Source organism: Streptomyces sp. 378, from assembly GCF_030124145.1.
Classification (GTDB): Bacteria; Actinomycetota; Actinomycetes; order Streptomycetales; family Streptomycetaceae; genus Streptomyces.
On sequence record NZ_JASKMS010000005.1, the window covers coordinates 339,083 to 363,925 of the forward strand.

The following is a 24,843-nucleotide window of genomic DNA, read 5'->3' on the forward strand; positions in this document are numbered from 1 at the left end:
CGCTTGGTTCCCGGCTGTGGACGAACGGCGAGCCGACGTCGTCGTCCTGACGCATCGACGCCTGCCCGCGCCGAACGGTTCTGGCGTGCGGCGGCGTCCGACGCGGTACTACGCGCCGGAGCGTCGACAATTACGGATATGTCGGACAAATGGGATGATCGCGGCATGACGCGAACCGATGGGCATCTCCTCGACAACCGGCAGACCCAGGCGGCCGAGCGCTTCAGCGCCTTCGCCGCCCTCTTCGACCCCACGACGTTCCGGCACCTCGAAGAGCTCGGCGTCGGATCCGGCTGGCGGTGCTGGGAGGTCGGCGCCGGCACCACCGTGGTGTCCTGGCTGGCCAAGAAGGTGGGTCCGACCGGACGTGTCGTCGCGACCGACACCGACACCTCACGGCTCGCCTCCGCCGCCCGGCCACCCGTCGAGGTGCGGGCCCACGAGCTCGGCTCGCCGGAACCCCCGGGGGAGGGCTTCGACCTCGTGCACGCCCGCCTCGCTCTCGTCCATGTGACCGACCGGCAACAGGCGCTGCGCTCCATGGTCATGTCCCTGCGCCCCGGCGGACGCCTCCTGGTCGAGGACGCCGACCCCACTCTGCAACCCCTGCTCTGCCCCGACGAGTACGGCCCCGAGCAGCAGCTCGCCAACCGGCTGCGGCAGGGCTTCCGCACACTGCTCGCCGACCGCGGGACCGACCTCCCCTGTGGCCGCATCCTGCCGCGACTGCTCCGGGAGGCCGGACTGACCCGGGTCCAGGCCGACGCCTACTTCCCCCTCACGTCGCCGGCCTGCGCGGCCCTGGAGTCCGTCACGACCCGCCAAGTCCGCGACCAGCTCGTCGGCGCGGGCCTCGCGACCGACCAGGACATCGACCGGCATCTCGTGAACGTCACGTCGGGTGCGCTCGATCTGACGACGGCCCCGATGATCTCGGCGTGGGGGCGCAAGCAGTAGGCGACGGTGCCGAGGGGGCGTGCCGCGCGGTGGGAACGGGGCGAGGCACGAAGGGGGCGGGGCCCGCAGGCCCGGCCAGGTTCGTCAGCTCGGCAGGGGCGGTCTGCCGCCCACCTTCTCCACCGCTCGCGCACCCGCCCGGCAGCCCTCCGCCGCGGCGTCCTGCGGCCCGGCACCCGCGAGCAGGGCGGCGAGGAAAGCGCCGGTGAAGGCGTCACCGGCGCCGGTCGTGTCCCGTGCTGTCGCCGACGCGGCCGGAACGCGAGCGCACACCTTCCCGGCGCGAGCCAGGACGGCCCCCTCATGACCCTGCTTGACGACGACCAGCGGCACGCGCAGGCTCAGCTGGGCCGCCGCCTCGGCCGCGTCCGCCGGTCCCGCCAGCAGGCACGCCTCGTCCCGGCTGGGCAGCAGGACGTCCACTCCGTCGACGAGCGCCAGGAACCGCTCCGCCCCCAGCTCCGCGAGGAAACCGGCCGATGCCGGGTCCAGGCTCACCGGTACGCCACGCGCGCGTGCGGCTTTCAGGGCCACGGTCACCAGGGCCCGGCTCGGCTCGGAGAACAGGAGGTAGCCCGACAGGTGCAGCCGGGCCACTCCGTCGAGCAGCGCGTCCGACCAGTCGGCGGGTTCGAGCCGCAACGACGCGCCGCTGTCCGTGAGGAACGTCCGCTCCGCCGAAGCGCCCCCGTCGACCATGCAGACCACCGTGCCGGTCGGCACCAGCGGGTCCACGACGAGCCGCGGACGCACGCCCTGGGCGACGAGCTCCCGCTCGTGCCAGTCGGCCGCCTCCGCTCCCACGCGCCCGAGCAGCCGCACGTCCGGCGCTCCCCGGTGAGCCGCCCAGCAGGCGACGTTCGCGCCCGCCCCGCCCGCCACGGTCCGGATCGCGGCAGGCGTGTCCGTACCGGCCGCGAGGGGCCCTCGGTAGCGCGCGACGACATCGGTGATGACATCCCCGACGACCAGCAGCCCACGCCCCGTCGCCGAGCCCGCGTCCCCGGAGCCCGGTTCCACTCCCGGCCCCGCGCCGCCGGCCGCCGTCATCCCCGGGTCCAGGCCGCCGCGATCCGTGCCGCCAGGCGTACGTTGCCCCGCACCGCCGCAAGGTTGGCGCTCAGGGAGGCGCCGTCCGTGTGCCGCACCAGATGATCGAGCAGGAACGGCGTGACCGCCTGGCCGGTGATCCCCTCCTCCGCGCACGCGTGCAGCGCGTCCGCCAGCACGCGTGCGTGCAAATCCGGATCGAGCTGCTCCTCTTCGGGGACGGGGTTGGCGACGATCAGCGCCGACTCCGGCCCGTCGAGCGTGTCCTGCGCCCGCATGACGCCCGCCACCTCCTCCGGCGTCCCCAGCGTCCAGTCCACGGCGTGCCCCGAGTCGGAGAGGTAGAAGCCGGGGAACCGGCCGGTGCCGTAACCGGCCACGGCGACACCCAGCGTCTCCAGCCGCTGCAGGGTCGCCGGCACGTCCAGGATCGACTTCACCCCGGCACACACCACCGTGATGCGCGTGCGCGCCAGCAGCCCCAGATCGGCCGACTCGTCCTGCGTCACGGTCCATTCCCGGTGCACCCCGCCGAGCCCACCCGTCGCGAAGACCCGTACACCCGCCCGCGCCGCGAGCAGCGCGGTCGCCGACACCGTGGTCGCCCCGCTCGCCCCGGACGCCACCGCGAGCGGCAGGTCACGGTGGCCCAGTTTGCGGATCCCGTCCTCGTTCGCGACCCGTTCCAGCTGCTCCTTGTCCAGGCCGACGTGCGGCCGCCCGTCCAGTACCGCGATCGTGGCGGGCACCGCCCCCTCCTGCCGTACGGCCGTCTCCAGCTCCAGCGCCACCCGGAGGTTGCGCGGGCGCGGCAGCCCGTGGGCGATGATCGTGGACTCCAGGGCCACGACGGGCCGGCGCGCGTCGATCGCCTCCCGCACTTCTTCGGACACCACCAGCACCACGCGCCCGCCTCCTGCCGTCGGTCAGTCGTCTTCCCTCATCTCTGGCGGGCGGCGCGCCGGGCCAAACCCTTGCGGGCCGCCGGAGTCGTCACGAGCCTGGGGTGCATGACGGACCACACGCCACGTCTCGACCACGTCGTCCTCTGGGTGCGCGACCCGCTGGCCGCCGCCGACTTCTACGCGAAGGCCGTCGGTCTGGAGGCGGTCAGGCTCGCGGAGTTCGCCGCGGGCGAGGCACCCTTCCCGTCCGTGCGCGTCAACGACGAGACCATCCTGGACCTCATGCCGCTGACCTACGCCGAGCGCATGACGATGCTGCCCGGCTCGGCCGACAGCGCGGGGCACCCGGTGAACCACGTCTGCCTGTCGCTGTCCCGTGGCGGCTTCGACGCCCTCCTCGGCCGCCTGGAAGAACACTCCGTACCGATGTCGGACCTCTCCCACGACGCCTTCGGAGCCCGCGGCGCGGCCACCCGCAGCTTCTACTTCCGCGACCCGGACGGCAACGTCTTCGAGGCCCGGCACTACGACTGACCGGGCCCGGGTGTCAGAAGAGCGGCTCGGGAAGGACACCCTCCAAGGCGAGCAGCCGCCGCTTCGTCTCCAGGCCGCCCCCGAAGCCGCCGATGCCGCCGCCGCTCTCGACCACCCGGTGACAAGGCACCACCACGGGCAGCGGATTGGCGCCCATCGCCATGCCCACGGCCTGGGCCGCGCCCGGCTGACCGACCCGCGCGGCCAGATCGCCGTATCCGACAACCGTGCCGTACGGCACGCCCGAGGTCAGTTCGCGCAGGACCTCCCGGTTGAAGCCGGAGATCAGCGACCAGTCCAGCGGCAGGTCGAACTCGCGTCGCGCCCCCGCGAAGTAGGCCTCGACCTGCCGTATCGCCTCGGCGAGCAGGGGGGAGCCGGGTGCCTCGACGGGCTCGGCGCCCAGCCGCGACGCCAGTCGCTCGACGGCCCGCTCCCGCACCGCGTCCGTGGCGTGGAACACGACGTTGACCAGGCCGTCCCGGCTCGCGGCCAGCAGCAGCGGCCCGATCCCGCTCTCCACGACCGCCCACACGACCCGCGGCTCGTCCTGCCCTTCGCTGTCCATGGGCCCACCGTAGGACCCGCCACTGACAACGCGCCCGGCGGAACACCGGATCAGCCGCCCACGGCCTTCCGCACCACATCCGGCCTGTTGGTGATGATCCCGTCGACGCCGTACGCGGCGACCCGCCGGGCCGTCCTCGCGTCGTCGACCGTCCAGGCGAAGACCTCCATCGGCCTGCCGTGCGGCCCGTCGAACGCCTGCACGGAGGAGACGTATGCGGGGGAGAGCGAGCTGTACGAGGGGTTGATCTGGTCGACGAACTCCGCGCAGGCGAGCAGCTCCGACACCGGTGGCGTCCCGAGCAGGCCCGTCTTCACCCCCGGCTTCAGCTCGTGCACCGTCCGCACGCTGTCCGCGCTGAAGCTCTGCACGATCAGCCGGCCCGCCCGATGCGGCCGGTCCAGCCAGCCCTCGTTGCTGAGGACCTTCAGCGTCTGCCGCTCGATGCCCGGGTACAGCTCCGGGTTCTTGATCTCCAGCAGAAGCTTCTGGTGATGACGCTCCAGGCGGTGCACGAACTGCTCCAGGGTCGGCACGCGCGCGCCCGCGTAGGCGGGTGAGAACCAGCTGCCCGCGTCCAGCCGGGCGATCTCGGCGGCGGTGAAGTCCTTCACGTTCCAGGGGGCCCGGTCGGGGAAGACCTCCTCGGCGTCGGTGGTGCGCCGCAGGTTGTCGTCGTGGATGACGACCAGTTCCCCGTCCCGGGTCCGCTGCACGTCGTTCTCCACCCAGCGGATGCCCAGCTCCGCCGCTCTGTCCACGGACGCCAGGGTGTTCTCGGGCGCGTAGGCGGAAGCACCCCGGTGCGCGATGACCACCGGGGACGGGCCGCTACCCGCGGCCCGCGCGGCGGAGGCGGGGAACAGGAGAGCGGCGGTCCCCAGGAGCGCGGTGGTCGAGGCGGCGACAGCGCGCGCATGCATGCGTACTCCTCGCGACGAGTGATCGGTGACATCACGGACAGCACAACTGTGACAGCAGAGGGTCAACGCGAGAGGGGTACGGGATGGCCACACGTTGAACGGAGTCGGCCCAACTCCGCTCACTGGTACCGCACAACTGCGGCAGGGCCGTGTTTCTTTGCCGGAAAGTCGTTCGACCATTCCGGTGGGGGTCATACTCTCTGCGTCAACCCTGACCGCTCGTGCGGTCCTGGGAGGGGGCGCACATCAGGAATTCCGGGACGTACGAGGGCGGGAAGGCAGCCGCATGCAAGGCACGGTCGACGGATTCAGCTATGGCCTGGTCACACCCCTGGTGGCGTATTTCATGGCCTGTCTGGGCGGCGCACTGGGCCTGCGATGCACCACGAGATCCATGCTCGTCGCCCAGTCCTGGCGCCCCGGCTGGCTCGCCCTCGGCTCCGCCGCCATCGGCTCCGGCATATGGACCATGCACTTCGTCGCGATGATGGGGTTCACGATCCGAGGGACCCCGATCCACTACGACAAGGCGATGACCTTCGCCAGCCTCGCCGTCGCGATCATCATGGTGGGCATCGGCATCTTCATCGTCGGCTACAGGGGAGCCCGCGGTACGGCCCTGTTCACCGGCGGCACCATCACCGGCCTGGGCATCGCGTCGATGCACTACCTCGGCATGGCCAGCATGAGCCTGGACGGGAGGCTGCAGTACAACACCGTCACCGTCGCCGTCTCCGTCGTGATCGCCATGTGCGCCGCCACCGCCGCCCTGTGGGCCGCCGGCCAGGTCAGGGGCTTCCTCTGGAGCGTGGGCGCCAGCCTCGTCATGGGACTCGCCGTCAGCGGCATGCACTACACCGGCATGGCCGCCCTCACCGTCCACCTGCACGGCACGGCCGAACCCGCCACGGGGGAGTCGCCCGCGAACCTGCTCGCCCCCATGCTGGTCGGCCCGCTCGCCTTCCTGCTCCTGGCCGGCGTCGTCGTCATGTTCGACCCGCTCATGGTCATGGGGAAGCCCACCGTCGTCCCCGTCGAGCGCAAGCCCGGCATCCCCGCCCACACCCACGTCCAGCACTCCGCCCACCGCCTGCGGCTCCGCCCCCGCCGCACCGTGGAGCACCGAGAGTCCCGCACCCCGCAGAACCGCTGATCAGAGCCCATTGTCAGTGCGGAGTCGTACGGTGGATGCCATGCGGCCCGTTTCAAAGATCGAACGCACGGTGGCGCCCTTCGAGGTCGTCAGCCCCTACCAGCCGAACGGCGACCAGCCGACGGCCATCGCCGAGCTCGCCCGGCGCATCGAGGCCGGCGAGAAGGACGTCGTGCTGCTCGGCGCGACCGGCACCGGCAAGTCCGCCACCACCGCGTGGATGATCGAAAAGCTCCAGCGCCCCACGCTCGTGATGGCGCCGAACAAGACCCTGGCCGCCCAGCTGGCGAACGAGTTCCGTGAGCTGCTCCCGAACAACGCCGTCGAGTACTTCGTCTCGTACTACGACTACTACCAGCCCGAGGCGTACGTCCCGCAGTCGGACACCTACATCGAGAAGGACTCCTCGATCAACGAGGAGGTCGAGCGCCTGCGCCACTCCGCGACCAACTCGCTGCTCACCCGCCGCGACGTCGTCGTGGTCGCCTCGGTCTCCTGCATCTACGGCCTGGGCACCCCGCAGGAGTACGTGGACCGGATGGTCCCCCTCCGCGTCGGCGAGGAGATCGACCGCGACCAGCTGCTGCGCCGCTTCGTGGACATCCAGTACACGCGCAACGACATGGCCTTCACTCGCGGCACCTTCCGCGTCCGCGGCGACACCATCGAGATCTTCCCGGTCTACGAGGAGCTGGCCGTCCGCATCGAGATGTTCGGCGACGAGATCGAGGCGCTGTCCACCCTGCACCCGCTCACCGGCGAGATCATCAGCGACGACGAGCATCTCTACGTCTTCCCGGCCTCCCACTACGTCGCCGGACCCGAGCGCCTGGAGCGGGCCGTCAACGACATCGAGAAGGAACTGGGCGAGCGCCTGACGGAGCTGGAGAAGCAGGGCAAGCTGCTCGAGGCCCAGCGCCTGCGCATGCGGACCACGTACGACATCGAGATGCTGCGCCAGATCGGCAGCTGCTCCGGCGTCGAGAACTACTCGATGCACTTCGACGGCCGCTCGCCCGGCTCCCCGCCCAACACCCTGCTGGACTACTTCCCGGACGACTTGCTGCTCGTCATCGACGAGTCGCACGTCACCGTCCCGCAGATCGGTGCCATGTACGAGGGCGACGCCTCCCGCAAGCGCACCCTCGTCGACCACGGTTTCCGGCTGCCCTCCGCCCTGGACAACCGCCCCCTGAAGTGGGAGGAGTTCCAGGAGCGCACAGGCCAGACGGTCTACCTGTCGGCCACCCCCGGGAAGTACGAGATGTCCCGCTCGGACGGCTTCGTCGAGCAGATCATCCGCCCCACCGGCCTCGTCGACCCGGAGGTCGTCGTCAAGCCCACCGAGGGCCAGATCGACGACCTGGTGCACGAGATCCGGCAGCGCACCGAGAAGGACGAGCGCGTCCTGGTCACCACGCTCACCAAGAAGATGGCCGAGGACCTCACGGACTACTTCCTCGAACTGGGCATCCAGGTCCGCTATCTGCACAGCGACGTCGACACCCTGCGCCGCGTCGAACTGCTGCGCGAACTGCGCGCGGGCGAGTACGACGTGCTGGTCGGCATCAACCTGCTGCGCGAGGGACTCGACCTGCCCGAGGTGTCCCTCGTGGCGATCCTGGACGCCGACAAGGAGGGCTTCCTGCGCTCCGGCACCTCCCTGATCCAGACCATCGGCCGCGCCGCGCGCAACGTCTCCGGCCAGGTCCACATGTACGCCGACAAGATCACCCCGGCGATGGAGAAGGCCATCGACGAGACCAACCGGCGCCGCGAGAAGCAGATCGCGTACAACACGGAACGGGGCATCGACCCCCAGCCGCTGCGCAAGAAGATCAACGACATCGTCGCCCAGATCGCCCGCGAGGACATCGACACCGAGCAGCTGCTCGGCTCGGGCTACCGCAAGGCGAAGAAGGACGGCGGAGGAACCAAGGCTCCCGTGCCCTCCCTCGGCAAGGCGGCCAAGGGCAAGGGCAAGGCCGAGGAGACGGTGCCGACCGACCGCCCCGCGGCCGAACTGGCCGGGCAGATCGAGGAGCTGACCGCGCGGATGAGGGCCGCCGCGGCGGAGCTGCAGTTCGAGATCGCGGCCCGGCTGCGCGACGAGGTCTCCGAGATGAAGAAGGAACTGCGCCAGATGAAGGAGGCCGGCCTGGCCTGACAGCGTGCCGCGTACGCGCAGTGTTGCAAGACCGACACAAATGGCGGACCGGGGTACGTCACTGTCAGTGCCCCTGCGTAGGGTTCTGGTCAACCGCGAGCACGCGGCAACAGGGGACGTTCGAGAGGGGAATCAGCGCGTGACCGTCAACATGACCAAGGGTCAGGCCATCAGTCTGCAGAAGAACGACGGTGGCAGCCTGACTGCGGTTCGCATGGGTCTCGGCTGGCAGGCGGCTCCTCGGCGCGGCCTGTTCGGCTCGCGCACACGGGAGGTCGACCTCGACGCCTCCGCCGTCCTGTTCGCGGACAAGCAGCCGGTCGACGTCGTCTTCTTCCGTCACCTGGTGAGCGACGACGGCTCGGTGCGCCACACCGGCGACAACCTCGTCGGCGGTGTCGGCCAGGGCGGCGACGACGAGGCGATCCTCGTCGACCTCGCACGGGTACCGGTCCACATCGACCAGATCGTCTTCACCGTGAACTCCTTCACGGGCCAAACCTTCCAGGAGGTGCAGAACGCGTTCTGCCGCCTCGTCGACGAGACCAACGGCCAGGAACTCGCCCGCTACACCCTCGCGGGCGGCGGGCAGTACACGGCTCAGATCATGGCCAAGGTCCACCGCTCGGGCCCCGGCTGGAACATGACGGCCCTCGGCAACCCCGCCAACGGCCGTACTTTCCAGGACCTGATGCCGGCGATCCTGCCGGTGCTCTGACGCACCCCGGGCCCGGGACCGGCGGGCCCGGCGGGCAGCACACGACACCACACAACGACACAGGGGGACGAGGGCGATGACGGCCGAGCTGGTGCGGGGGCAGAACCATCCGCTCTCCCAGGCCCGTCTCGAGATCCGGATCTCGGCCGGTACGCCGATCATGGCCGTGGCCGCGCTCGGTGACGAGAACGGCCGGATCCACGGCGTGGAGTGGGTGGCCCACCCGGGCGCACCCACCCAGCCGGGTCTCGAGGTCTCCCGGCAGGCCGCCGCCGACCACCGCCTCGCGGTGGACCTGGACGCCGTGGCGGAGACCGTCCACCGTGTCAGTGTGCTGCTCGCCCTGCCCGTCGGCGGGACGGGCCCGGTCCGTTTCGGTGCGGTGGCGGCCCCCTTCGTCGCCGTCACCGGCCTCGACGGGGAAGAGGTCGCCAGCTACACCGTCACCGGCCTGGAGGCCGAGTCGGCCGTCGTCGCCCTGGAGCTCTACCGTCGGCAGGGCGCCTGGAAGGTGCGCGCCGTCGGCCAGGGTTACGCCGGCGGCCTCGCCGAACTCCTCACCGATCAGGGTCTGCCACAGGCCCACCAGCTGGCCGGCAGCATCAACGACGCGGTGGCCCGGGGAGTGGCCCGTTCGGTGCAGGCGCCCCCGCCCCGCACGGCCGACGGCGACCGCTCCCGGCAGGCGGCGGCCCCAGCCCTCGGCCCGGACCATGGCGGTACGGCACCTCAGCGCGGTCCTGCGCCACCCACGTCCCCGTACGGCGACCAGACGCCCGGCGGCCCGGGGCAGCCCGCCCCGCAGCAGCCGTCGTACCCCGGCGGCGCACCCGACTCCAACGCCGTCACCCAGCCGTCCGCGGCCACGGCCGGCGGCCCGATCGACTACAGCCACCCGCGCCGCCAGAACGCCGCTCCGCCCCCGCCTCCGCCGACCGCGCCCCCGGCCGCACCCGGACAGCCCGCCCAGCCCGTCGCGGGCGACGCGACCGGCTGGTCCATGGAGGAGCGGCTCTACAACCAGGTGTGGGGCATGTTCGAGGACCTGGCCCGCACCACCGCCGCCTACCGCAGCGCCGTCGACTTCGCCGAGTCACGCATGGACAAGGAGCTGGAGCAGGTCCTCTCCGACCCGCGCAGCCGGATCGGTGGACAGGGTGACGCCGCCCGCGAGGCGGCCCGGGCCCGGCACGCCCAGCTCGTCGACCAGGCCCGCGAGGCCCTCGACCGGGACCTCGCCCAGCTCGCGGCCGAGGCCGACGTCGTCGAACCGGCCCTTCCGGTGGCATACGCCCGCTGGGACACCCCCGTCTGGCACGCCTACCGGGTGCCGATGGAGATCCCCATGGCCCTGCGCCTGGGCGATCTGCATCTCCCCGAGGCGGAGCGGATCCGCATCCCGATGCTGGTCCGGCTGCCGCTGGAGCGCGGCCTGTGGATCGACAGCGGAGCGGCCGGTTCGTCCGACGGTTCGTTCACCGACTCCCACGCCATGAGCCGTCTCGCCATGGAGACGGCGGTCGCGCACGCCGCCAGGCTGCTGGCCGTTTATCCGGCCGGTGAGTTCACCGTCCATGTCATCGACCCGGCCGGCTCGGGAGCGCAGCCGCTGGCGCCCCTCGTGCAGGCCGGCGTGCTCGCGGCCCCGCCCGCGCGCGGCGCCGCCGGGGTGGCCGACGTGCTGGGCCGGCTCACCCAGCGGGTCGACCTGGTGCAGATGGCGGTCCGGGGCGGCGCCGCCGACTCCCTGCCGCCCGGCTTCGACACCTCCCAGCAGCTCCTGATCGTCAACGACTTTCCGCACGGCTTCGACGACCGGGCGGTGAACCAGCTGCGTTACCTCGCCGACGAGGGCCCCGCCTTCGGCGTCCACCTGATGATGGTCGCCGACCGGGAGGAGTCCTCCGGGTACGGTCCTCTGCTCGATCCGTTGTGGCGTTCGCTGCTCCGACTGACCCCGGTGGCCGACGACCACCTCGCCGACCCGTGGGTCGGCCATGCCTGGACGTACGAGCCGACGCTGGTGCCGCCCGGCAGCCAAGTCCTCCAGCAGGTGCTCGCCCAGGTCGCCGCCGCCCGTACCAAGTTCACGTAAAGGGCAGTGACCAGGGGATTTGGTCTTTCTTTTGCCAAGCGCTTTACCTGTTCTTGGTGTTTGGGTACTGTTGGCGGCACGGAGGGGAGTACTCCCTGTCTGCTGCGGCGTACCCGTCAATACGGATCAGGCCAGATCCCGGGGCGCCGGCCCATCGTTGGGTGGAAGAGACCTCCGGCAGCGACGACGCTGACACTTGCCGTTACGACTGCCGGAGGCGCAGTAGTGGATGTTTCCGCGACCCTATGGGTCCTGACGATCGTGGGCCTTGCCGCCCTTATCGCCGTCGACTTCTTCATCGGCCGCAAGCCGCACGACGTGTCGATCAAGGAAGCCGGGATCTGGACGGTCGTCTGGATCGTGCTGGCCGCCCTCTTCGGGTTCGGTCTGCTTCTCTTCGCCGGCGGTCAGCCCGCCGGTGAGTTCTTCGCCGGCTTCATCACCGAGAAGTCGCTCAGCGTCGACAACCTCTTCGTCTTCGTCCTGATCATGGCGAAGTTCGCGGTGCCGTCGCAGTACCAGCAGCGTGTGCTGCTGATCGGTGTCCTCATCGCCCTGGTCCTCAGGGCGATCTTCATCGCCGCCGGTGCGGCGATCCTCGCCAGCTTCTCCTGGGTCTTCTACCTCTTCGGCGCCTTCCTCATCTGGACCGCCTGGAAGCTCATCCAGGAGGCCCGGGCCGACGAGCAGGACGAGGACTGGGAGGAGAACAAGCTGCTCAAGGCCGCCGAGCGCCGCTTCGGTGTAGCCGACCGCTACCACGGCACCAAGCTGTGGATCCAGGAGAACGGCAAGCGGGTCATGACCCCGATGCTGGTCGTGATGCTGGCCATCGGCACCACCGATGTGCTCTTCGCGCTCGACTCCATCCCCGCGATCTTCGGCCTGACCCAGGACCCGTACATCGTCTTCACGGCCAACGCGTTCGCCCTGATGGGTCTGCGCCAGCTGTACTTCCTCATCGGGGGACTGCTGAGGAAGCTGGTCCACCTCAGCTACGGCCTGTCGATCATCCTCGGCTTCATCGGCGTGAAGCTGGTGCTGCACGCACTGCACGAGTCGGGCGTCCACGTCCCCGAGATCAGCATTCCGGTCTCTCTCGGCGTGATCTGCGGCGTCCTGGTCATCACCACGATCACCAGCCTGCGCGCTTCCAAGAAGCAGGCGGCGGCCGAGGCGGCGCAGGGCAAGAGCGGAGACGCTCCGAAGGACACCATCGACGTCTGACGCGTCGGACGCAGGAACAACCAACACCGGGACCGGTGGTCGGCGCATTGCCGACACCGGTCCCGGTGCTTGCTTGGTTACCGCGTACCCGGAACTCGCGATCAACCTGTAGGCGGTCGCCCGCATCGGCGCGCGTACACGCTCACGCCAGCCTGTACGCACACTGTCGCGCGAGCGGCACGGCCACCGGGCGTCGTCGCGGCGGGTGCACCCGCCGCACCCCCGGTCTCATCCGGCGGCGGTCCCCGCGACCGCCCCGGCCGGCATGGGACGTGTCTCCGGCAGCAACGCGAAACACCCGAGGCTGCACAGCGCGATCGCCGTCAGATAGGCGGCCACGCCCCACGGCACCCGTCCGCCCTGCTCGGCCAGGGCCGTCGCCACGATCGGTGTGAGCGCGCCTCCGAGGACCCCGCCGAGGTTGTAGCCCACGGCGGCGCCGGTGCAGCGCACCCGTGGCTCGTACAGCTCCGGCAGGTACGCGGCGATCACGGCGAACATCGTGATGAACGCCAGCATCGCCCCGAGGAAGCCCAGGAACATCGGCAGCGGCGCCCCGGTGGCCAGCAACGCGATCATCGGGAACATCCACAGAGCGGCGGCCGCACAACCGGCCAGACACAGCGGCCGCCGGCCACAGCGGTCGCCGAGCAGCGCCATCAGCGGGGTGAGCGCGCCCTTCACCAGCACCGCGCCCATGATGCAGGTGAGCATGACGGAGCGGCTCACCCCGAGCCGCTCCGTCCCGTAGGCGAGGGACCAGGTCGTCACCGCGTAGAAGATGGCGTAGCCGATCGCGAGTCCTCCGCCGGTCAGCAGGAGAAGCCGCCAGTGGTCGCGGACGACTTCGGCGAAGGGCACGCGCGCGTGGTCGCCGATCGCGAGGAAGCTGGGGCTCTCGGTGAGCGACGAGCGCAGCCACAGTCCGGCCACGGCCAGCACACCCGCCGCCCAGAACGGCACCCGCCACCCCCACGCGGCGAACTGCGCGTCGGTCAGCGTCGAGGACAGCCCGAGCACCACACCGTTGGCGAGAAGGAACCCCAGCGCGGGCCCGACCTGGGGGAAGCTCGACCACAGCACGCGTCGTTCGGCCGGCGCGTGCTCCACGGCCAGCAGGACCGCCCCGCCCCACTCCCCGCCGAGCCCCAGCCCCTGGAGGAAGCGCAGCACCAGGAGCAGCAGAGGAGCGGCCACGCCGATCGTGTCGTACGTCGGCACGCAGCCGACCGCGACGGTGGAGGCCCCGGTCAGCAACAGAGAGGCGAGGAGCACCGGCCGTCGCCCGCGCCGGTCCCCGATGTGCCCGAACAGCACCGATCCGAGCGGCCGGGCCACGAAGCCGACACCGAAGGTGGCGAAGGCGGCCAGCGTCCCGGCCACCGGGGAGAAGGTCGGGAAGAACAACGGCCCCAGGATCAGAGCCGCCGCGGTGCCGTAGACGAAGAAGTCGTAGAACTCGATGGCGGTGCCGGCGAGGGAGGCGGCCGCGAGGCGCGGCATGGAGGGTGCCCTTACGGTGTGTACGTCGTGCATGCCGCGTCAACTACCCACCGTGACCGGCGGTTACGGGGGCGCGCGGAGGGCTCGGGGGCCCTCAGTACGTGACCGTGATGCGCCGGGCGGGGCCGTCCACGCGCACGATTCCTCCGTACGGGATCACCAGTTGCGGATCGGTGTGCCCGAAGTCCACGTCGAAGACGATCGTGGTCCCGGGGGCGTAGGTCCGCATGGCGCGCAGGACGGCCTCGCGTTGGTCGGCCGCGTAACGGGCGCCCTCCTCAGGGGGGTTGGGCTGCTCGAAGGACCAGGTCTTCGGCCGGCCCATGAGCAGGGCCGAGAAGCGCCCCAGCAGGCCGCGCTCGCCCATGTTCCGCAGGGTGCAGAAGACCTCCGTGGCGCTCGGCATGCCCTCGGAGGTCTCCAGGAGCAGCACGTCGCCGTCGTACTCGGACAGGTCGCGTGCGATCTCCCGGTCGGCCATCAGGAGCCAGCCGAGAATCTCCAGGCAGCCGCCCCAACTGCGGCCCTCGATCACCCGGTCGGGGTTCACCCAGGTCCAGCCGGTCCCGGGCCGGGTCTCCGGCTCCGCGTCGAAGGTCGCCGGGTCGGCCCAGTCCCGGTCGACGTCGCGCCACCGCTCGGCGGGCCTCAACTCGTACGGACCGGAGGTGAACAGGGCCGCCCGCAGGGACTCGGCGGTCTGCGGGTGCATGGCCCCGGGGCGGCCCAGCTCGCACATCACGCTCCCGCCGTGGAAGGCCACGATGCCGCAGGTGCGCAGGAACGCGAGCAGGTTCGTGTTGTCGCTCATCCCGAAGAACGGCTTCGGGTTCGCCCGGATCAACTCCCGGTCCAGATACGGCAGCACGGTGATCTGGTCGTCCCCGCCGATCGACGCGACGACCGCCTTGATGCCGGGGTCGGAGAAGGCGGCGTGGATGTCGTCGGCCCGTTCCCGGGGCGTGGAACCCATCACGCGGGTCGCCGGGTACTCGACCGGTTCCAGCCCGTATTCCTTGCGCAGCCGATCGAGGCCCAACTCGTAGGGGAGCGGGAAGAGGGCCGGCAGGCCGGAGGAAGGGGAGATCACCGCGATGCGGTCACCGGGCGACGGCTTGGGCGGACACGTCGGGCTGGTCAGGCTCGTCATGCCGGGAGACTACGACCCGCCGGTCTGCGGCGCACTGCGATAAACCGGCGGTGAGGGCGGAGGGGGGGCGGCTGCGGCGCACCGCGATGAGGGGTGGTGAGGGCGGAGGGGGGACGGCTGCGGCGCACCGCGATGAGGGGTGGTGAGGGCGGAGGGGGGACGGTCGCGGCGCACCGCCCTAAACGGCGTTGAGCGCGGAGAGGGGCCGGCCACGGCACACCGCGAGAAGCCGGTGTCGAGCGCGGAGGGGGATCGGCCGCGCGCCCCGTGATAGACCGGCTGTGAGCAGCGGTCCGTCACGGGCCGCGACCCTGAACGGACCGGAGGAACCGTGCCCCGCACCCTGGCCAACGCCCCGATCATGATCCTCAACGGCCCCAACCTGAACCTGCTCGGCCAGCGTCAGCCGGAGATCTACGGCTCCGACACCCTCGCCGACGTCGAGGCCCTGTGCGCCAAGGCGGCGGCCGCGCACGGCGGTACGGTCGACTTCCGCCAGTCCAACCACGAGGGCGAGCTGGTCGACTGGATCCACGAGGCGCGGCTGAACCACTGCGGCATCGTGATCAACCCGGGGGCCTACTCCCACACCTCCGTCGCCATCCTGGACGCCCTCAACACCTGTGACGGCCTGCCGGTGCTGGAGGTCCACATCTCCAACATCCACCAGCGCGAGACGTTCCGGCACCACTCCTACGTCTCGCTGCGCGCCGACGGGGTCATCGCGGGCTGCGGCGTGCAGGGGTACGTCTTCGGGGTGGAGCGTGTCGTGGCGCTGACCGGGGCGGCGCGGGCGGACGCGTAGGCGGCAGCCGACGATGTAAGCCCCGCCGGGCATGGCGAGCGCCGCTTACCGACGGCGGCGGCATGTGCCGGGGCCGCCGGCCGAGGGCGGGGATCGACAGGCCGGCGGCCCATCCGCCCAGGAGCCGTCATCCTGCGCGGGGCTGATACCAGTTGACTGCGCAACCAAGGGGGAGGGGGAGCGTCTGTGCGGCGCCGGTGTGTGCGAACGATTCACACGGGGCGCGTGCGCGGCTCACCACTCCACACGTTCGCGCCCCGCGCAGTCACGCACCACTCCGACGCGTCCGTCACCACCCGTGCGTGCCACTCCGACGCGTCCGTCACCACCCGCGCGCGTGCCACTCCGGCAGGTGCGGGCGCTCGGCGCCGAGGGACGTGTCGTTGCCGTGCCCCGGGTAGACCCAGGTCTCGTCCGGAAGGGCGCCGAAGATCTTGGTCTCGACATCGTGGATGAGGCTGGCGAACGCCTCGGGGTCCTTGTGGGTGTTGCCCACACCGCCCGGGAAGAGGCAGTCCCCTGTGAACACATGAGGGTGCCCGTGCGGGTCGTCGTAGACGAGGGCGATCGAACCGGGCGTGTGCCCGACCAGGTGGCGCGCGGTGAGCTCCACGCGCCCCACCCGGATGGTGTCGCCGTCGTCGACCAGCACGTCGGTGCGTACGGGGATGCCCTCGGCGTCCTCCCGGCCCGCGTACGTGCGGGCGCCGGTGGCCGCCACGACCTCGGCGAGCGCCTGCCAGTGGTCGCCGTGCCGGTGGGTCGTGACGACGGACGCGACGCCGTCGCGGCCGATCATGCCGAGCAGTGTCCCGGCCTCGTTCGCGGCGTCGATCAGCAACTGCTCGTCCGTGGCCCGACAGCGCAGCAGATAGGCGTTGTTGTTCATCGGGCCGACCGCGATCTTCGTGATCATCAGGTCCTTGAGCTCGTGCACATCGGCCGGTCCGCCGACCGTCACCTCTCCGCTGTACGTCATGTCCGCCAGCCTATAGCGGGGGAGCGGCCACGGTCCCGCACCCGGGAAGCGGCCCTACAGCGGGGGCAACGCCGGGAGCGGACCCCCGTCCACCTTGAGCGCGGTCCCGGTACGGCGGCCGGCGAGCCAGCCCAGCAGGTCCGCCGGAGAGCCCGTGACGGTCACCTCCGGACGGCCTTCGGCCTGCCGTCCCGTGCTCCACGCGCGCGTGCCGTCCGTGAGGCGCGTGGGCGGCACGTCCGGGTGTCCGGCGAACCGGTCGGCGAGGAAGCCGATCTCCCGCTCGGTGAAGTCCGCCGGAAGATCCTCCAGCTCGTACCCGATGTCCAGGTCCACGTGGTGCAGCTCCACCTCGACCCATCGCCGGAACGGCACCCGGGACGCGGAGTCCGTGACGCCGTTGCGCAGCTCCACCGTGCGCGCCCAGTCCGCGGGGGCGCCCCCGGCCTCCTGGAAGCGGGCCGCGCTCTCCCGTAGGTCGGCGAGCTGGACGGCGAGGCCGCGCGGGGCGTCCCGCTCGATGTCGGCGTCCCGGGCCTCGCCGGAGACGTACATGGGACGCCCTTCGAGCACGTTCACCAGGGCGTCCGCGTTGCGGGCGAGGTGGGCCAGGACATGACCGCGGCTCCAGCCGGGCAGCCGTGACGGGTGGGTCACAGCCGCGTTGTCCAGTGTGCCGACTGCGGTCAGCAGCCGTTCCGTCGCGTCACGTACAGACGCCAGGTCATGAGCGTGATCAATCATGCTGCTGACCTTAGCTCCGCCACTCCTTCGGGTGAAGGTGGTGAAGCAGTGCCGTAAATCGAAAGCACGTGCTATATGGTCGGACGTGGCGTCGGGCATGCTGGAGAGCCGGGGTTTGTTGACAACCCGTGAATCCGTCCGGCGTTGTCAGTGGCTCCCCCTAGTCTGAGAAAGACGGGGGCCCCGCCCCTGTCACTTCTCTCAAGAAAGGTGCGGACCGGCGTGGCCGACCGTCTCATCGTCCGTGGAGCGCGCGAGCACAACCTCAAGAACGTCTCGCTCGACCTCCCGCGCGACTCGCTCATCGTCTTCACGGGCCTGTCGGGGTCGGGCAAGTCCTCGCTGGCCTTCGACACCATCTTCGCCGAGGGCCAGCGGCGCTACGTCGAGTCGCTCTCCTCGTACGCCCGGCAGTTCCTCGGCCAGATGGACAAGCCGGACGTCGACTTCATCGAGGGCCTGTCCCCGGCCGTCTCGATCGACCAGAAGTCGACCTCGCGCAACCCGCGCTCCACGGTCGGCACCATCACCGAGGTCTACGACTACCTGCGCCTGCTCTTCGCGCGCATCGGCAAGCCGCACTGCCCGCAGTGCCGCCGCCCGATCACCCGCCAATCGCCGCAGGCCATCGTCGACCGGGTCCTGGAGCTGCCCGAGGGCAGCCGCTTCCAGGTGCTGTCGCCGCTGGTGCGCGAGCGCAAGGGCGAGTTCGTCGACCTCTTCGCCGACCTCCAGACCAAGGGCTACTCCCGCGCGCGGGTCGACGGCGAGACGATCCAGCTGTCGAACCCGCCCACGCTGAAGAAGCAGGAGAAGCACACCATCGAGGTGGTCGTCGACCGCCTCACGGTGAAGGACGGCGCCAAGCGCCGCCTCACCGACTCCGTCGAGACCGCCCTCGGTCTGTCCGGCGGCATGGTCGTGCTCGACTTCGTCGACCTTCCCGAGGACGACCCCGAGCGCGAGCGCATGTTCTCGGAGCACCTGTACTGCCCGTACGACGACCTGTCCTTCGAGGAGCTGGAGCCCCGCTCCTTCTCCTTCAACTCGCCCTTCGGCGCCTGCCCCGACTGCACCGGCATCGGCACGCGCATGGAGGTCGACCCGGAGCTGATCGTCCCGGACCCGGACAAGAGCCTGGACGAGGGCGCCATCCACCCCTGGTCCCACGGCCACACCAAGGACTACTTCGGCCGCCTGATCGGCGCCCTCGCCGACGCGCTGGGCTTCCGCACCGACATCCCCTTCGCGGGACTGCCGCAGCGCGCCAGGAAGGCCCTCCTCCACGGCCACAAGACCCAGGTCGAGGTCCGCTACCGCAACCGCTACGGCCGTGAGCGCCGGTACACCACGGCCTTCGAGGGCGCCGTCCCGTTCGTCAAGCGCCGGCACAGCGAGGCGGAGAGCGACTCCAGCCGCGAGCGCTTCGAGGGCTACATGCGCGAGGTGCCCTGCCCGACCTGTGAGGGCACGCGCCTGAAGCCGATCGTCCTCGCGGTCACGATCATGGACAAGTCCATCGCCGAGGTCTCCGCGATGTCGATCAGCGACTGCGCGGACTTCCTGGGTGAGCTGAGGCTCACCGCCCGCGACAAGAAGATCGCCGAGCGCGTGCTGAAGGAGGTCAACGAACGGCTGCGCTTCCTGGTCGACGTCGGCCTGGACTACCTCTCGCTGAACCGCGCGGCCGGCACCCTGTCCGGCGGCGAGGCCCAGCGCATCCGCCTGGCCACCCAGATCGGCTCCGGCCTGGTCGGAGTGCTGTACGTGCTGGACGAGCCGTCCATCGGCCTGCACCAGCGCGACAACCACCGGTTGATCGAGACCCTGGTCCGGCTGCGCGACATGGGCAACACGCTCATCGTCGTCGAGCACGACGAGGACACGATCAAGATGGCCGACTGGATCGTCGACATCGGCCCCGGCGCCGGTGAGCACGGCGGCAGGGTCGTGCACAGCGGCTCCCTGAAGGAGCTGCTGGCCAACGACGAGTCGCAGACCGGGCAGTACCTGTCCGGCAGGAAGGCCATCCCGCTGCCCGACATCCGGCGCCCGCTGGACCCGTCCCGGCAGCTCACGGTGCACGGTGCCCGGGAGAACAACCTCCAGGACATCGACGTCTCGTTCCCCCTGGGCGTCTTCACCGCCGTCACCGGTGTCTCCGGCTCCGGCAAGTCGACGCTGGTCAACGACATCCTGTACACCCACCTGGCCCGCGAGCTCAACGGCGCCCGGAGCGTGCCCGGGCGGCACACGCGCGTGGACGGCGACGACCTCGTCGACAAGGTCGTGCACGTGGACCAGTCGCCCATCGGCCGCACCCCGCGCTCCAACCCGGCCACGTACACCGGCGTCTTCGATCACATCCGCAGGCTGTTCGCCGAGACCACCGAGGCGAAGGTCCGCGGCTACCTGCCCGGCCGCTTCTCCTTCAACGTCAAGGGCGGCCGCTGCGAGAACTGCGCGGGCGACGGCACCATCAAGATCGAGATGAACTTCCTCCCGGACGTCTACGTCCCGTGCGAGGTCTGCCACGGCGCCCGGTACAACCGGGAGACCCTGGAGGTCCACTACAAGGGCAAGTCCATCGCCGAGGTCCTGAACATGCCGATCGAGGAGGCCACGGAGTTCTTCGAGGCGGTCCCCGCGATCGCCCGGCACCTCAACACGCTGAAGGACGTCGGTCTCGGCTACGTCCGCCTCGGCCAGGCCGCGACCACCCTGTCCGGTGGCGAGGCACAGCGTGTGAAGCTCGCCAGCGAGCTGCAGAAGCGCTCCACCGGCCGTACGGTCTACGTCCTGGACGAGCCGACCACCGGTCTGCACTTCGAGGACATCAGCAAGCTGCTGACGGTGCTGTCCGGACTGGTCGACAAGGGCAACACGGTCATCGTCATCGAGCACAACCTCGACGTGATCAAGACCGCCGACTGGGTCGTCGACATGGGCCCCGAAGGCGGCGCCGGCGGTGGCCTGGTCGTCGCCGAGGGCACGCCCGAGCAGGTGGCGGGGGTCCCGGCCAGCCACACCGGCAAGTTCCTGCGGGAGATCCTCGGCGCCGACCGCGTCAGTGACGCGTCCTCGGTGAAGGCACCCCGCAGGACGACGGCCCGCAAGACCGTCGCGGCCAAGACGGCCTCGACCCGCAAGACCGCCACCAGGACGGTCGGCGGCGCGGCCGCCAAGAAGACGACGGCCAAGACCACCCAGGCCGCAGCGAAGAAGACGACCCGGACCAGCAAGGGCTGACGTCCCGGCCGAACGCGCCGTGTCCCACAGGCAATGTCCTGTGGGACACGGCGCGTTCCGCGTGCGGTCAGGGGTCCTTCAGGCGTCCTTCGGCTCCACGAACTGCATGTCGAGCTGGATCTTGACCACCTCGCCGAGCAGACCGGGGGCGAAGTCGAGGCCGAACTCGCTGCGCCGGATCTCACCCGTCGCCTCGAACCCGGCATGCCGGCTGCCGTCCATCGGCACCTCGACCAGCCCACCGAACTCCACGGCGAGCGTCACCGGGCGGGTCACGCCGCCGATCGTCAGCTCGCCAACCGACCGGTTCGCCGACCTGGCCATGACACCGCGGCGGACGGGTTGCCAGGACATCGAACACCCCGAGGCCGGTTCCCTGCGGCTGCTGGTCGAGACGCTCACGCTTCCCGACGACGGGCAGCAGGTCGTCATCCACCTCCCCGCGGACGACGCCACGGCCGCCGCCCTGGACCGCCTCAACGGCCGCCGCCCCGGCGCCCTGCGGGCCGTCGCGACGGGGGAGACCGGCTGAGGCCCCTCGGCCCGCCGCGAGTCCTTCTGCCCGGGTCAGTCCGTCAGCTCGTGCGCGTAGGGCGGCTCCGCCCCGGCCCGTGAGCAGGTGACGGCCGCCGCGCGGGCCGCGAAGCCCAGCAGTTCCCTCCAGCCGTCGGGGCCCAGGGCGGCCGTCGCGTGCCTGCTGAGGGCGTCGCGCACCGCGAGTCCGTGCAGCAGCGCCGCGTTGACCGTGTCGCCCGCGCCGATCGTGTCCACGACCGCCACACGTTCGCCCGGCACCGCGTGCACGCCGCCGTCGGCGGTGAACACGGTCAGACCGTCCCCGCCCCGGGTGATCACGACCGCCGCCGGGCCGGCCGCCAGCCACTCCTGGGGCGTCCCGCCCAGCCACTCGGCGTCCTCCTGGGACAGCTTCAGCAGGGACACCGACGGCAGCCAGCTCTTGAACCGCGCCCGGTAGGCGTCCGCGTCCGGGATCAGCCCGGGCCTGATGTTCGGGTCCAGCGCGGTGAACACGCCCTGCGCGGACGCCCGGCGCATCAGCTCCTCGTATGCGCTCGCTCCCGGCTCCAGCACCAGGGAGCAGGTGCCGAAGGACACCGCCCGGGTGCCGGACGGCAGCGCCGAGGGCGCCGAGAACAGCCGGTCCGCCGTCCCGTCGACGTAGAAGGAGTACGCCGCCGAACCGTCCGTGCCGATCGTGGCGACGGCGAGGGTCGTCGGCTCGGTGCCCCGCTGCACCGCGGACACATCGACCCCGGTCTCGCGCAGCCGGTCCAGCAGGGCCTCCCCGAAGGCGTCGGCCGACACCCGGGAGCAGAAGGCGGCGGAGGAGCCGAGGCGCCCCAGCGCCACGGCCGTGTTGAACGGGCCGCCGCCGAGCGCCGGCTGCAGCGCCGCCAGGGCACCCGTGCCCTGCGGTACCAGGTCGATCAGTGCCTCACCGGCGACGACGATCACGACGGTGTTCCTTCCTCGGACGGGCTGGGGCAGCCGCAGGACGTGCGGTGGACGAAGGCGCAGGGCAGGCGCACGGTCCGGGCGGGCCGGTCCGGTTCGGCGAGGCGCTCCAGGAGCACGCCCACGGCCCGGGCGCCGATGTCCTTGCCGGGCTGCGCGATGGCGGTGAGCCGGGGCGAGAACAGATCCGCCCAGGCGAAGTCGTCGAAGCAGCACAGCGCGATGTCACCCGGTACGGACAGGCCGTGCGCGCTCAGGGTACGCAGCACGCCGATGGTCATGGCGTTGTTGCCGGTGACCAGGGCGGTGGGCGGCACACCCAGGGACAGCAGGGCCTCCGTGGCCTGCTCGGCGCCGGCCGACTCCGAGTCGCCGTGCACCAGCAGCCGCCCGTCGTACGCCAGCCCCGCGAACGCCAGACCACTGCGGTAGCCGGTGATCCGCTCGCTCGTGGTGCTGAGCCCGGGCCGCCCCGCCACCAACCCGATCCGCCGGTGACCGAGGTCGGCGAGATGGGTGACCAGCCGGGACATCGGTTCGGCGTTGTCGGCGCACACCTGGTCGAAACCCGGACCGGCGGCGGCCCCCGGCGCGTCCACCAGCCGGTCCAGGAACACGGCCGGTACGTCGTGCCGCCCCAGGTAGGCGAGCAGCCCGCGGGGGTCGGCCGAGGGTGCGACGATCATGCCGTCCACCCGGCGCTCGTGCAGCAGTTGGACCACCTTGCGCTCGTGCTCCGGGTCGTCGTGCGGATCTGCGATCAGCAGGCTGTAACCGGCCTCCAGTGCGGCGGCCTCGACGCCCTGGAGGATCTCCGTGAAGTACGGGTTGCTGATCGCCGACACCGCCAGCCCGAACGACCGGGTGCGGGACGTCACCAGGGAACGGGCCAGCGTGTTGGTGGTGTAGCCGAGCTCCTCCACGGCGTCGAGGACCGCCTGGCGGGTGTGCGGCAGTACGGGCCGGGTGCCGTTCAGCACGTGTGAGACGGTCGCCACGGAGACACCGGCGCTCCGTGCGACGTCGGCCATCGTCGCCATGCCGCTCCCGCCTCCTCGATCAGGTCCCGGCGGGGAACGTACCCCATCGGAGCAGCCGACGTAAACGCTTACGCAATCGTTTACGCAGGATCGAGGCCCACAGCGCCGACCGCGGGCCGCCGCTGCCCCGCGAGCCGCTACTCCCAGTCCCAGCCGATCCCCAGGAACCCCGCCCGCACCCGCGGCTCGACCAGGTGCACCGACCGGTGCCGGCTGCTCAGCGCCAGGTCCTGGCATCCGCTGCGCGGCGCCGCCGCCGAGTGCTGGGCGAAGCGGTGGCAGCGCACCGGGACGGCCGCCGCGTCGAAGCAGATCTGGAGGGCGTACTGGCCGCCGGGGGAGTCGAAGCCGCGGACGTACTCGCGGGACACGCCCGCCGTGCCGTCCTCGACGCCGTAGCGGAACAGGAAGGTGTCCCCGGCCCGCAGCCGGGTGTCGAAGAGCAGCTCGGCCGCGAGCACGCCTGTGTCGCGGTGCCAACGGACCCGCCCGGTACGGCAGTTCTCCAGGGCGTGCACCCGCATGCGCTCGGGCGCGGCTCCCCGGTCGCCGTGGTGGACGGCCACGAAGCGGTCGACGCCGTCCCGATGGGCGCGCACGATGTGGTGCGACTCGCGCTCGGCCAGTTCGCGCCGGGCCCCGATCCGGAGCCGCTCGTGGTGGCCGAGGGTGTGCAGGCCCCCGTCCGGCGGGCAGCCCAGCTCGGCCAGCAACTGGTCCAGGACCCCGGAGGCCTCGACGAGCGAGCGATAGGAGCGGGCGGCCGGCCGCAGACCGGACGGGCTCTGCCCGGACTCCGCGAGCAGCCGGATCAGCGACTCCTCGGGAAGCTCCAGGATCTCCTCCAGCGCGCGCACGGCCCGCAGCGACTCCGGGCGCTGTGGGCGCCGGGCCCCCTGCTGCCAGTAACTGAGACTCGTGACGCCGACCTTCACACCGTGACGGGACAGATGGTGCTGCACGCGTTGCAGGGGCAGGCCGCGGGCGGCGATCGCGGCGCGCAGGGCGACGTGGAAGGGGCCTCCTCGCAGGGCCGAGTCCAGTTCCGCGGTGGCGACGTCCGCGTGCTGTGGGGCGTGCGGCATGCAGGGGCCTCTCTGTGAGTCGGCGACGGCTGGTCAGACCGTCGGCGCGGGCCGCCCGGGGCCGTTCCGTCTCGACGTCAGGGAGGTCTTCACATCCGTACGCCGTCGTTCAGGGCCCCGAGTTCCCCCGCATTGAAGCGTGTTGACCTGGTCCCGACAACACCTGATGCCGGACAGTGACGTACCCGCTCCGGTCGGCTCCGTCCGGACATGCGAACGCCCGGGGCGTGCGCCCCGGGCGTTCGCAGTGGACGTGGGCTTCTAGGCGCGGTCGCTTCCACCCTGTTCCCGCAGGGCCAGGCGCTTGGCCCGCGCGATGTCGGGATCGCGCGGGTCCAGGGCGTCGCGCAGCGCCAACGGCTCGTCCGGGTACCTGCGGGCACGGACCGCCCGCCGGGTTTTCTCGATCCGCATCCGCTTCATGTGCGCAGCCCTCCGACCCGTGGCCCGCCCGCTCCGCACCGGGAACGACGGTCCGCACCGACAACCTGTGCCTGCACCGGGACCGGCTCCGT

General features: G+C 71.3%; 22 protein-coding genes and 1 pseudogene. 10 read left to right on the forward strand and 13 right to left on the reverse strand.

Annotated features, from left to right (window positions below):
• Window positions 1–165: 165 nt before the first annotated feature.
• The gene (locus tag QNO09_RS10295; RefSeq protein WP_283969793.1) at window positions 166–957 is read left to right on the forward strand and encodes a methyltransferase; all 792 of its coding nucleotides are present in this window, start codon (window positions 166–168) and stop codon (window positions 955–957) included.
• A gap of 84 nt (window positions 958–1,041) precedes the next feature.
• On the opposite strand, the gene QNO09_RS10300 is transcribed toward QNO09_RS10295, so the two are convergent.
• Together QNO09_RS10300 and QNO09_RS10305 are read right to left on the reverse strand one after the other, a co-directional pair.
• Window positions 1,042–2,007 (reverse strand): carbohydrate kinase family protein, encoded by a 966-nt coding sequence (locus QNO09_RS10300; protein WP_283969794.1) that lies wholly within the window; start codon window positions 2,005–2,007, stop codon window positions 1,042–1,044.
• Window positions 2,004–2,912, reverse strand: a complete 909-nt coding sequence (locus QNO09_RS10305; protein ID WP_283969795.1) for a pseudouridine-5'-phosphate glycosidase — start codon at window positions 2,910–2,912, stop codon at window positions 2,004–2,006. The genes QNO09_RS10300 and QNO09_RS10305 overlap by 4 nt, the downstream gene beginning before the upstream one ends.
• Window positions 2,913–3,017: 105 nt before the next feature.
• On the opposite strand from QNO09_RS10305, the gene QNO09_RS10310 reads away from it, so the two are divergent.
• The gene (locus QNO09_RS10310) at window positions 3,018–3,446 is read left to right on the forward strand and encodes a VOC family protein (RefSeq protein ID WP_283969796.1); all 429 of its coding nucleotides are present in this window, start codon (window positions 3,018–3,020) and stop codon (window positions 3,444–3,446) included.
• A gap of 13 nt (window positions 3,447–3,459) precedes the next feature.
• On the opposite strand, the gene QNO09_RS10315 is transcribed toward QNO09_RS10310, so the two are convergent.
• Both QNO09_RS10315 and QNO09_RS10320 read right to left on the reverse strand, forming a co-directional pair.
• On the reverse strand, window positions 3,460–4,014 hold the full coding sequence (locus QNO09_RS10315; RefSeq protein ID WP_283969797.1) for a methylated-DNA--[protein]-cysteine S-methyltransferase: 555 nt from the start codon (window positions 4,012–4,014) through the stop codon (window positions 3,460–3,462).
• A gap of 50 nt (window positions 4,015–4,064) precedes the next feature.
• Window positions 4,065–4,937, reverse strand: a complete 873-nt coding sequence (locus QNO09_RS10320; RefSeq protein WP_283969798.1) for a glycerophosphodiester phosphodiesterase — start codon at window positions 4,935–4,937, stop codon at window positions 4,065–4,067.
• 286 nt (window positions 4,938–5,223) lie between these two features.
• Between QNO09_RS10320 and QNO09_RS10325 the strand changes: the two genes are divergently transcribed.
• From QNO09_RS10325 to QNO09_RS10345, 5 genes are all read left to right on the forward strand, one after another.
• Window positions 5,224–6,090, forward strand: coding sequence for an MHYT domain-containing protein (locus tag QNO09_RS10325; RefSeq protein WP_283969799.1), 867 nt, complete (start codon window positions 5,224–5,226; stop codon window positions 6,088–6,090).
• 40 nt (window positions 6,091–6,130) lie between these two features.
• The gene (gene uvrB / locus QNO09_RS10330; protein ID WP_283969800.1) at window positions 6,131–8,257 is read left to right on the forward strand and encodes an excinuclease ABC subunit UvrB; all 2,127 of its coding nucleotides are present in this window, start codon (window positions 6,131–6,133) and stop codon (window positions 8,255–8,257) included.
• 139 nt (window positions 8,258–8,396) lie between these two features.
• Complete coding sequence (locus QNO09_RS10335; RefSeq protein ID WP_283969801.1) at window positions 8,397–8,975, forward strand: TerD family protein; 579 nt, start codon at window positions 8,397–8,399, stop codon at window positions 8,973–8,975.
• Window positions 8,976–9,051: 76 nt separating this feature from the next.
• The gene (locus QNO09_RS10340) at window positions 9,052–11,070 is read left to right on the forward strand and encodes a TerD family protein (protein ID WP_283969802.1); all 2,019 of its coding nucleotides are present in this window, start codon (window positions 9,052–9,054) and stop codon (window positions 11,068–11,070) included.
• 225 nt (window positions 11,071–11,295) lie between these two features.
• On the forward strand, window positions 11,296–12,297 hold the full coding sequence (locus QNO09_RS10345; protein ID WP_283969803.1) for a TerC family protein: 1,002 nt from the start codon (window positions 11,296–11,298) through the stop codon (window positions 12,295–12,297).
• Between the two features lie 228 nt (window positions 12,298–12,525).
• Here QNO09_RS10345 and QNO09_RS10350 read toward each other — a convergent pair whose 3' ends face one another.
• Entirely contained in the window at window positions 12,526–13,800 is a 1,275-nt protein-coding gene (locus QNO09_RS10350) for an MFS transporter (protein ID WP_283969804.1), read from the reverse strand.
• A gap of 94 nt (window positions 13,801–13,894) precedes the next feature.
• On the reverse strand, window positions 13,895–14,950 hold the full coding sequence (locus tag QNO09_RS10355) for a S66 family peptidase (protein ID WP_502962272.1): 1,056 nt from the start codon (window positions 14,948–14,950) through the stop codon (window positions 13,895–13,897).
• A gap of 331 nt (window positions 14,951–15,281) precedes the next feature.
• On the opposite strand from QNO09_RS10355, the gene aroQ reads away from it, so the two are divergent.
• The gene (gene aroQ, locus QNO09_RS10360) at window positions 15,282–15,755 is read left to right on the forward strand and encodes a type II 3-dehydroquinate dehydratase (RefSeq protein ID WP_283969805.1); all 474 of its coding nucleotides are present in this window, start codon (window positions 15,282–15,284) and stop codon (window positions 15,753–15,755) included.
• Between the two features lie 322 nt (window positions 15,756–16,077).
• Here aroQ and QNO09_RS10365 read toward each other — a convergent pair whose 3' ends face one another.
• A complete protein-coding gene (locus QNO09_RS10365; RefSeq protein ID WP_283969806.1) occupies window positions 16,078–16,734 on the reverse strand; it encodes an MBL fold metallo-hydrolase in 657 nt (218 codons plus the stop codon).
• 54 nt (window positions 16,735–16,788) lie between these two features.
• Window positions 16,789–17,478, reverse strand: a complete 690-nt coding sequence (locus tag QNO09_RS10370; protein WP_283969807.1) for a maleylpyruvate isomerase family mycothiol-dependent enzyme — start codon at window positions 17,476–17,478, stop codon at window positions 16,789–16,791.
• Window positions 17,479–17,700: 222 nt separating this feature from the next.
• Here QNO09_RS10370 and uvrA point away from each other — a divergent pair, with 222 nt between their 5' ends.
• On the forward strand, window positions 17,701–20,727 hold the full coding sequence (uvrA, locus tag QNO09_RS10375) for an excinuclease ABC subunit UvrA (RefSeq protein WP_283969808.1): 3,027 nt from the start codon (window positions 17,701–17,703) through the stop codon (window positions 20,725–20,727).
• A 78-nt stretch (window positions 20,728–20,805) separates the two neighbouring features.
• Here the strand turns inward: uvrA and QNO09_RS10380 are convergent.
• A pseudogene (locus tag QNO09_RS10380) lies at window positions 20,806–21,024 on the reverse strand (YceI family protein); the annotation flags it as partial.
• 25 nt (window positions 21,025–21,049) lie between these two features.
• Here QNO09_RS10380 and QNO09_RS10385 point away from each other — a divergent pair.
• The gene (locus QNO09_RS10385; RefSeq protein WP_502962273.1) at window positions 21,050–21,259 is read left to right on the forward strand and encodes an MmyB family transcriptional regulator; all 210 of its coding nucleotides are present in this window, start codon (window positions 21,050–21,052) and stop codon (window positions 21,257–21,259) included.
• A 35-nt stretch (window positions 21,260–21,294) separates the two neighbouring features.
• Here QNO09_RS10385 and QNO09_RS10390 read toward each other — a convergent pair whose 3' ends face one another.
• The 4 genes from QNO09_RS10390 to QNO09_RS10405 all read right to left on the reverse strand — a co-directional run bounded on the left by QNO09_RS10390 (window position 21,295) and on the right by QNO09_RS10405 (window position 24,742).
• A complete protein-coding gene (locus QNO09_RS10390) occupies window positions 21,295–22,203 on the reverse strand; it encodes a carbohydrate kinase family protein (RefSeq protein ID WP_283969809.1) in 909 nt (302 codons plus the stop codon).
• Window positions 22,200–23,243 (reverse strand): LacI family DNA-binding transcriptional regulator, encoded by a 1,044-nt coding sequence (locus QNO09_RS10395; RefSeq protein WP_283969810.1) that lies wholly within the window; start codon window positions 23,241–23,243, stop codon window positions 22,200–22,202. The genes QNO09_RS10390 and QNO09_RS10395 overlap by 4 nt, the downstream gene beginning before the upstream one ends.
• 137 nt (window positions 23,244–23,380) lie before the next feature.
• Window positions 23,381–24,328 carry a hypothetical protein gene (locus tag QNO09_RS10400; RefSeq protein ID WP_283969811.1) on the reverse strand — a complete coding sequence of 316 codons (948 nt, stop codon included), beginning with the start codon at window positions 24,326–24,328 and terminating at the stop codon, window positions 23,381–23,383.
• A 261-nt stretch (window positions 24,329–24,589) separates the two neighbouring features.
• Window positions 24,590–24,742 carry a hypothetical protein gene (locus tag QNO09_RS10405; RefSeq protein ID WP_283969812.1) on the reverse strand — a complete coding sequence of 51 codons (153 nt, stop codon included), beginning with the start codon at window positions 24,740–24,742 and terminating at the stop codon, window positions 24,590–24,592.
• Between the last annotated feature and the right edge of the window lie 101 nt (window positions 24,743–24,843).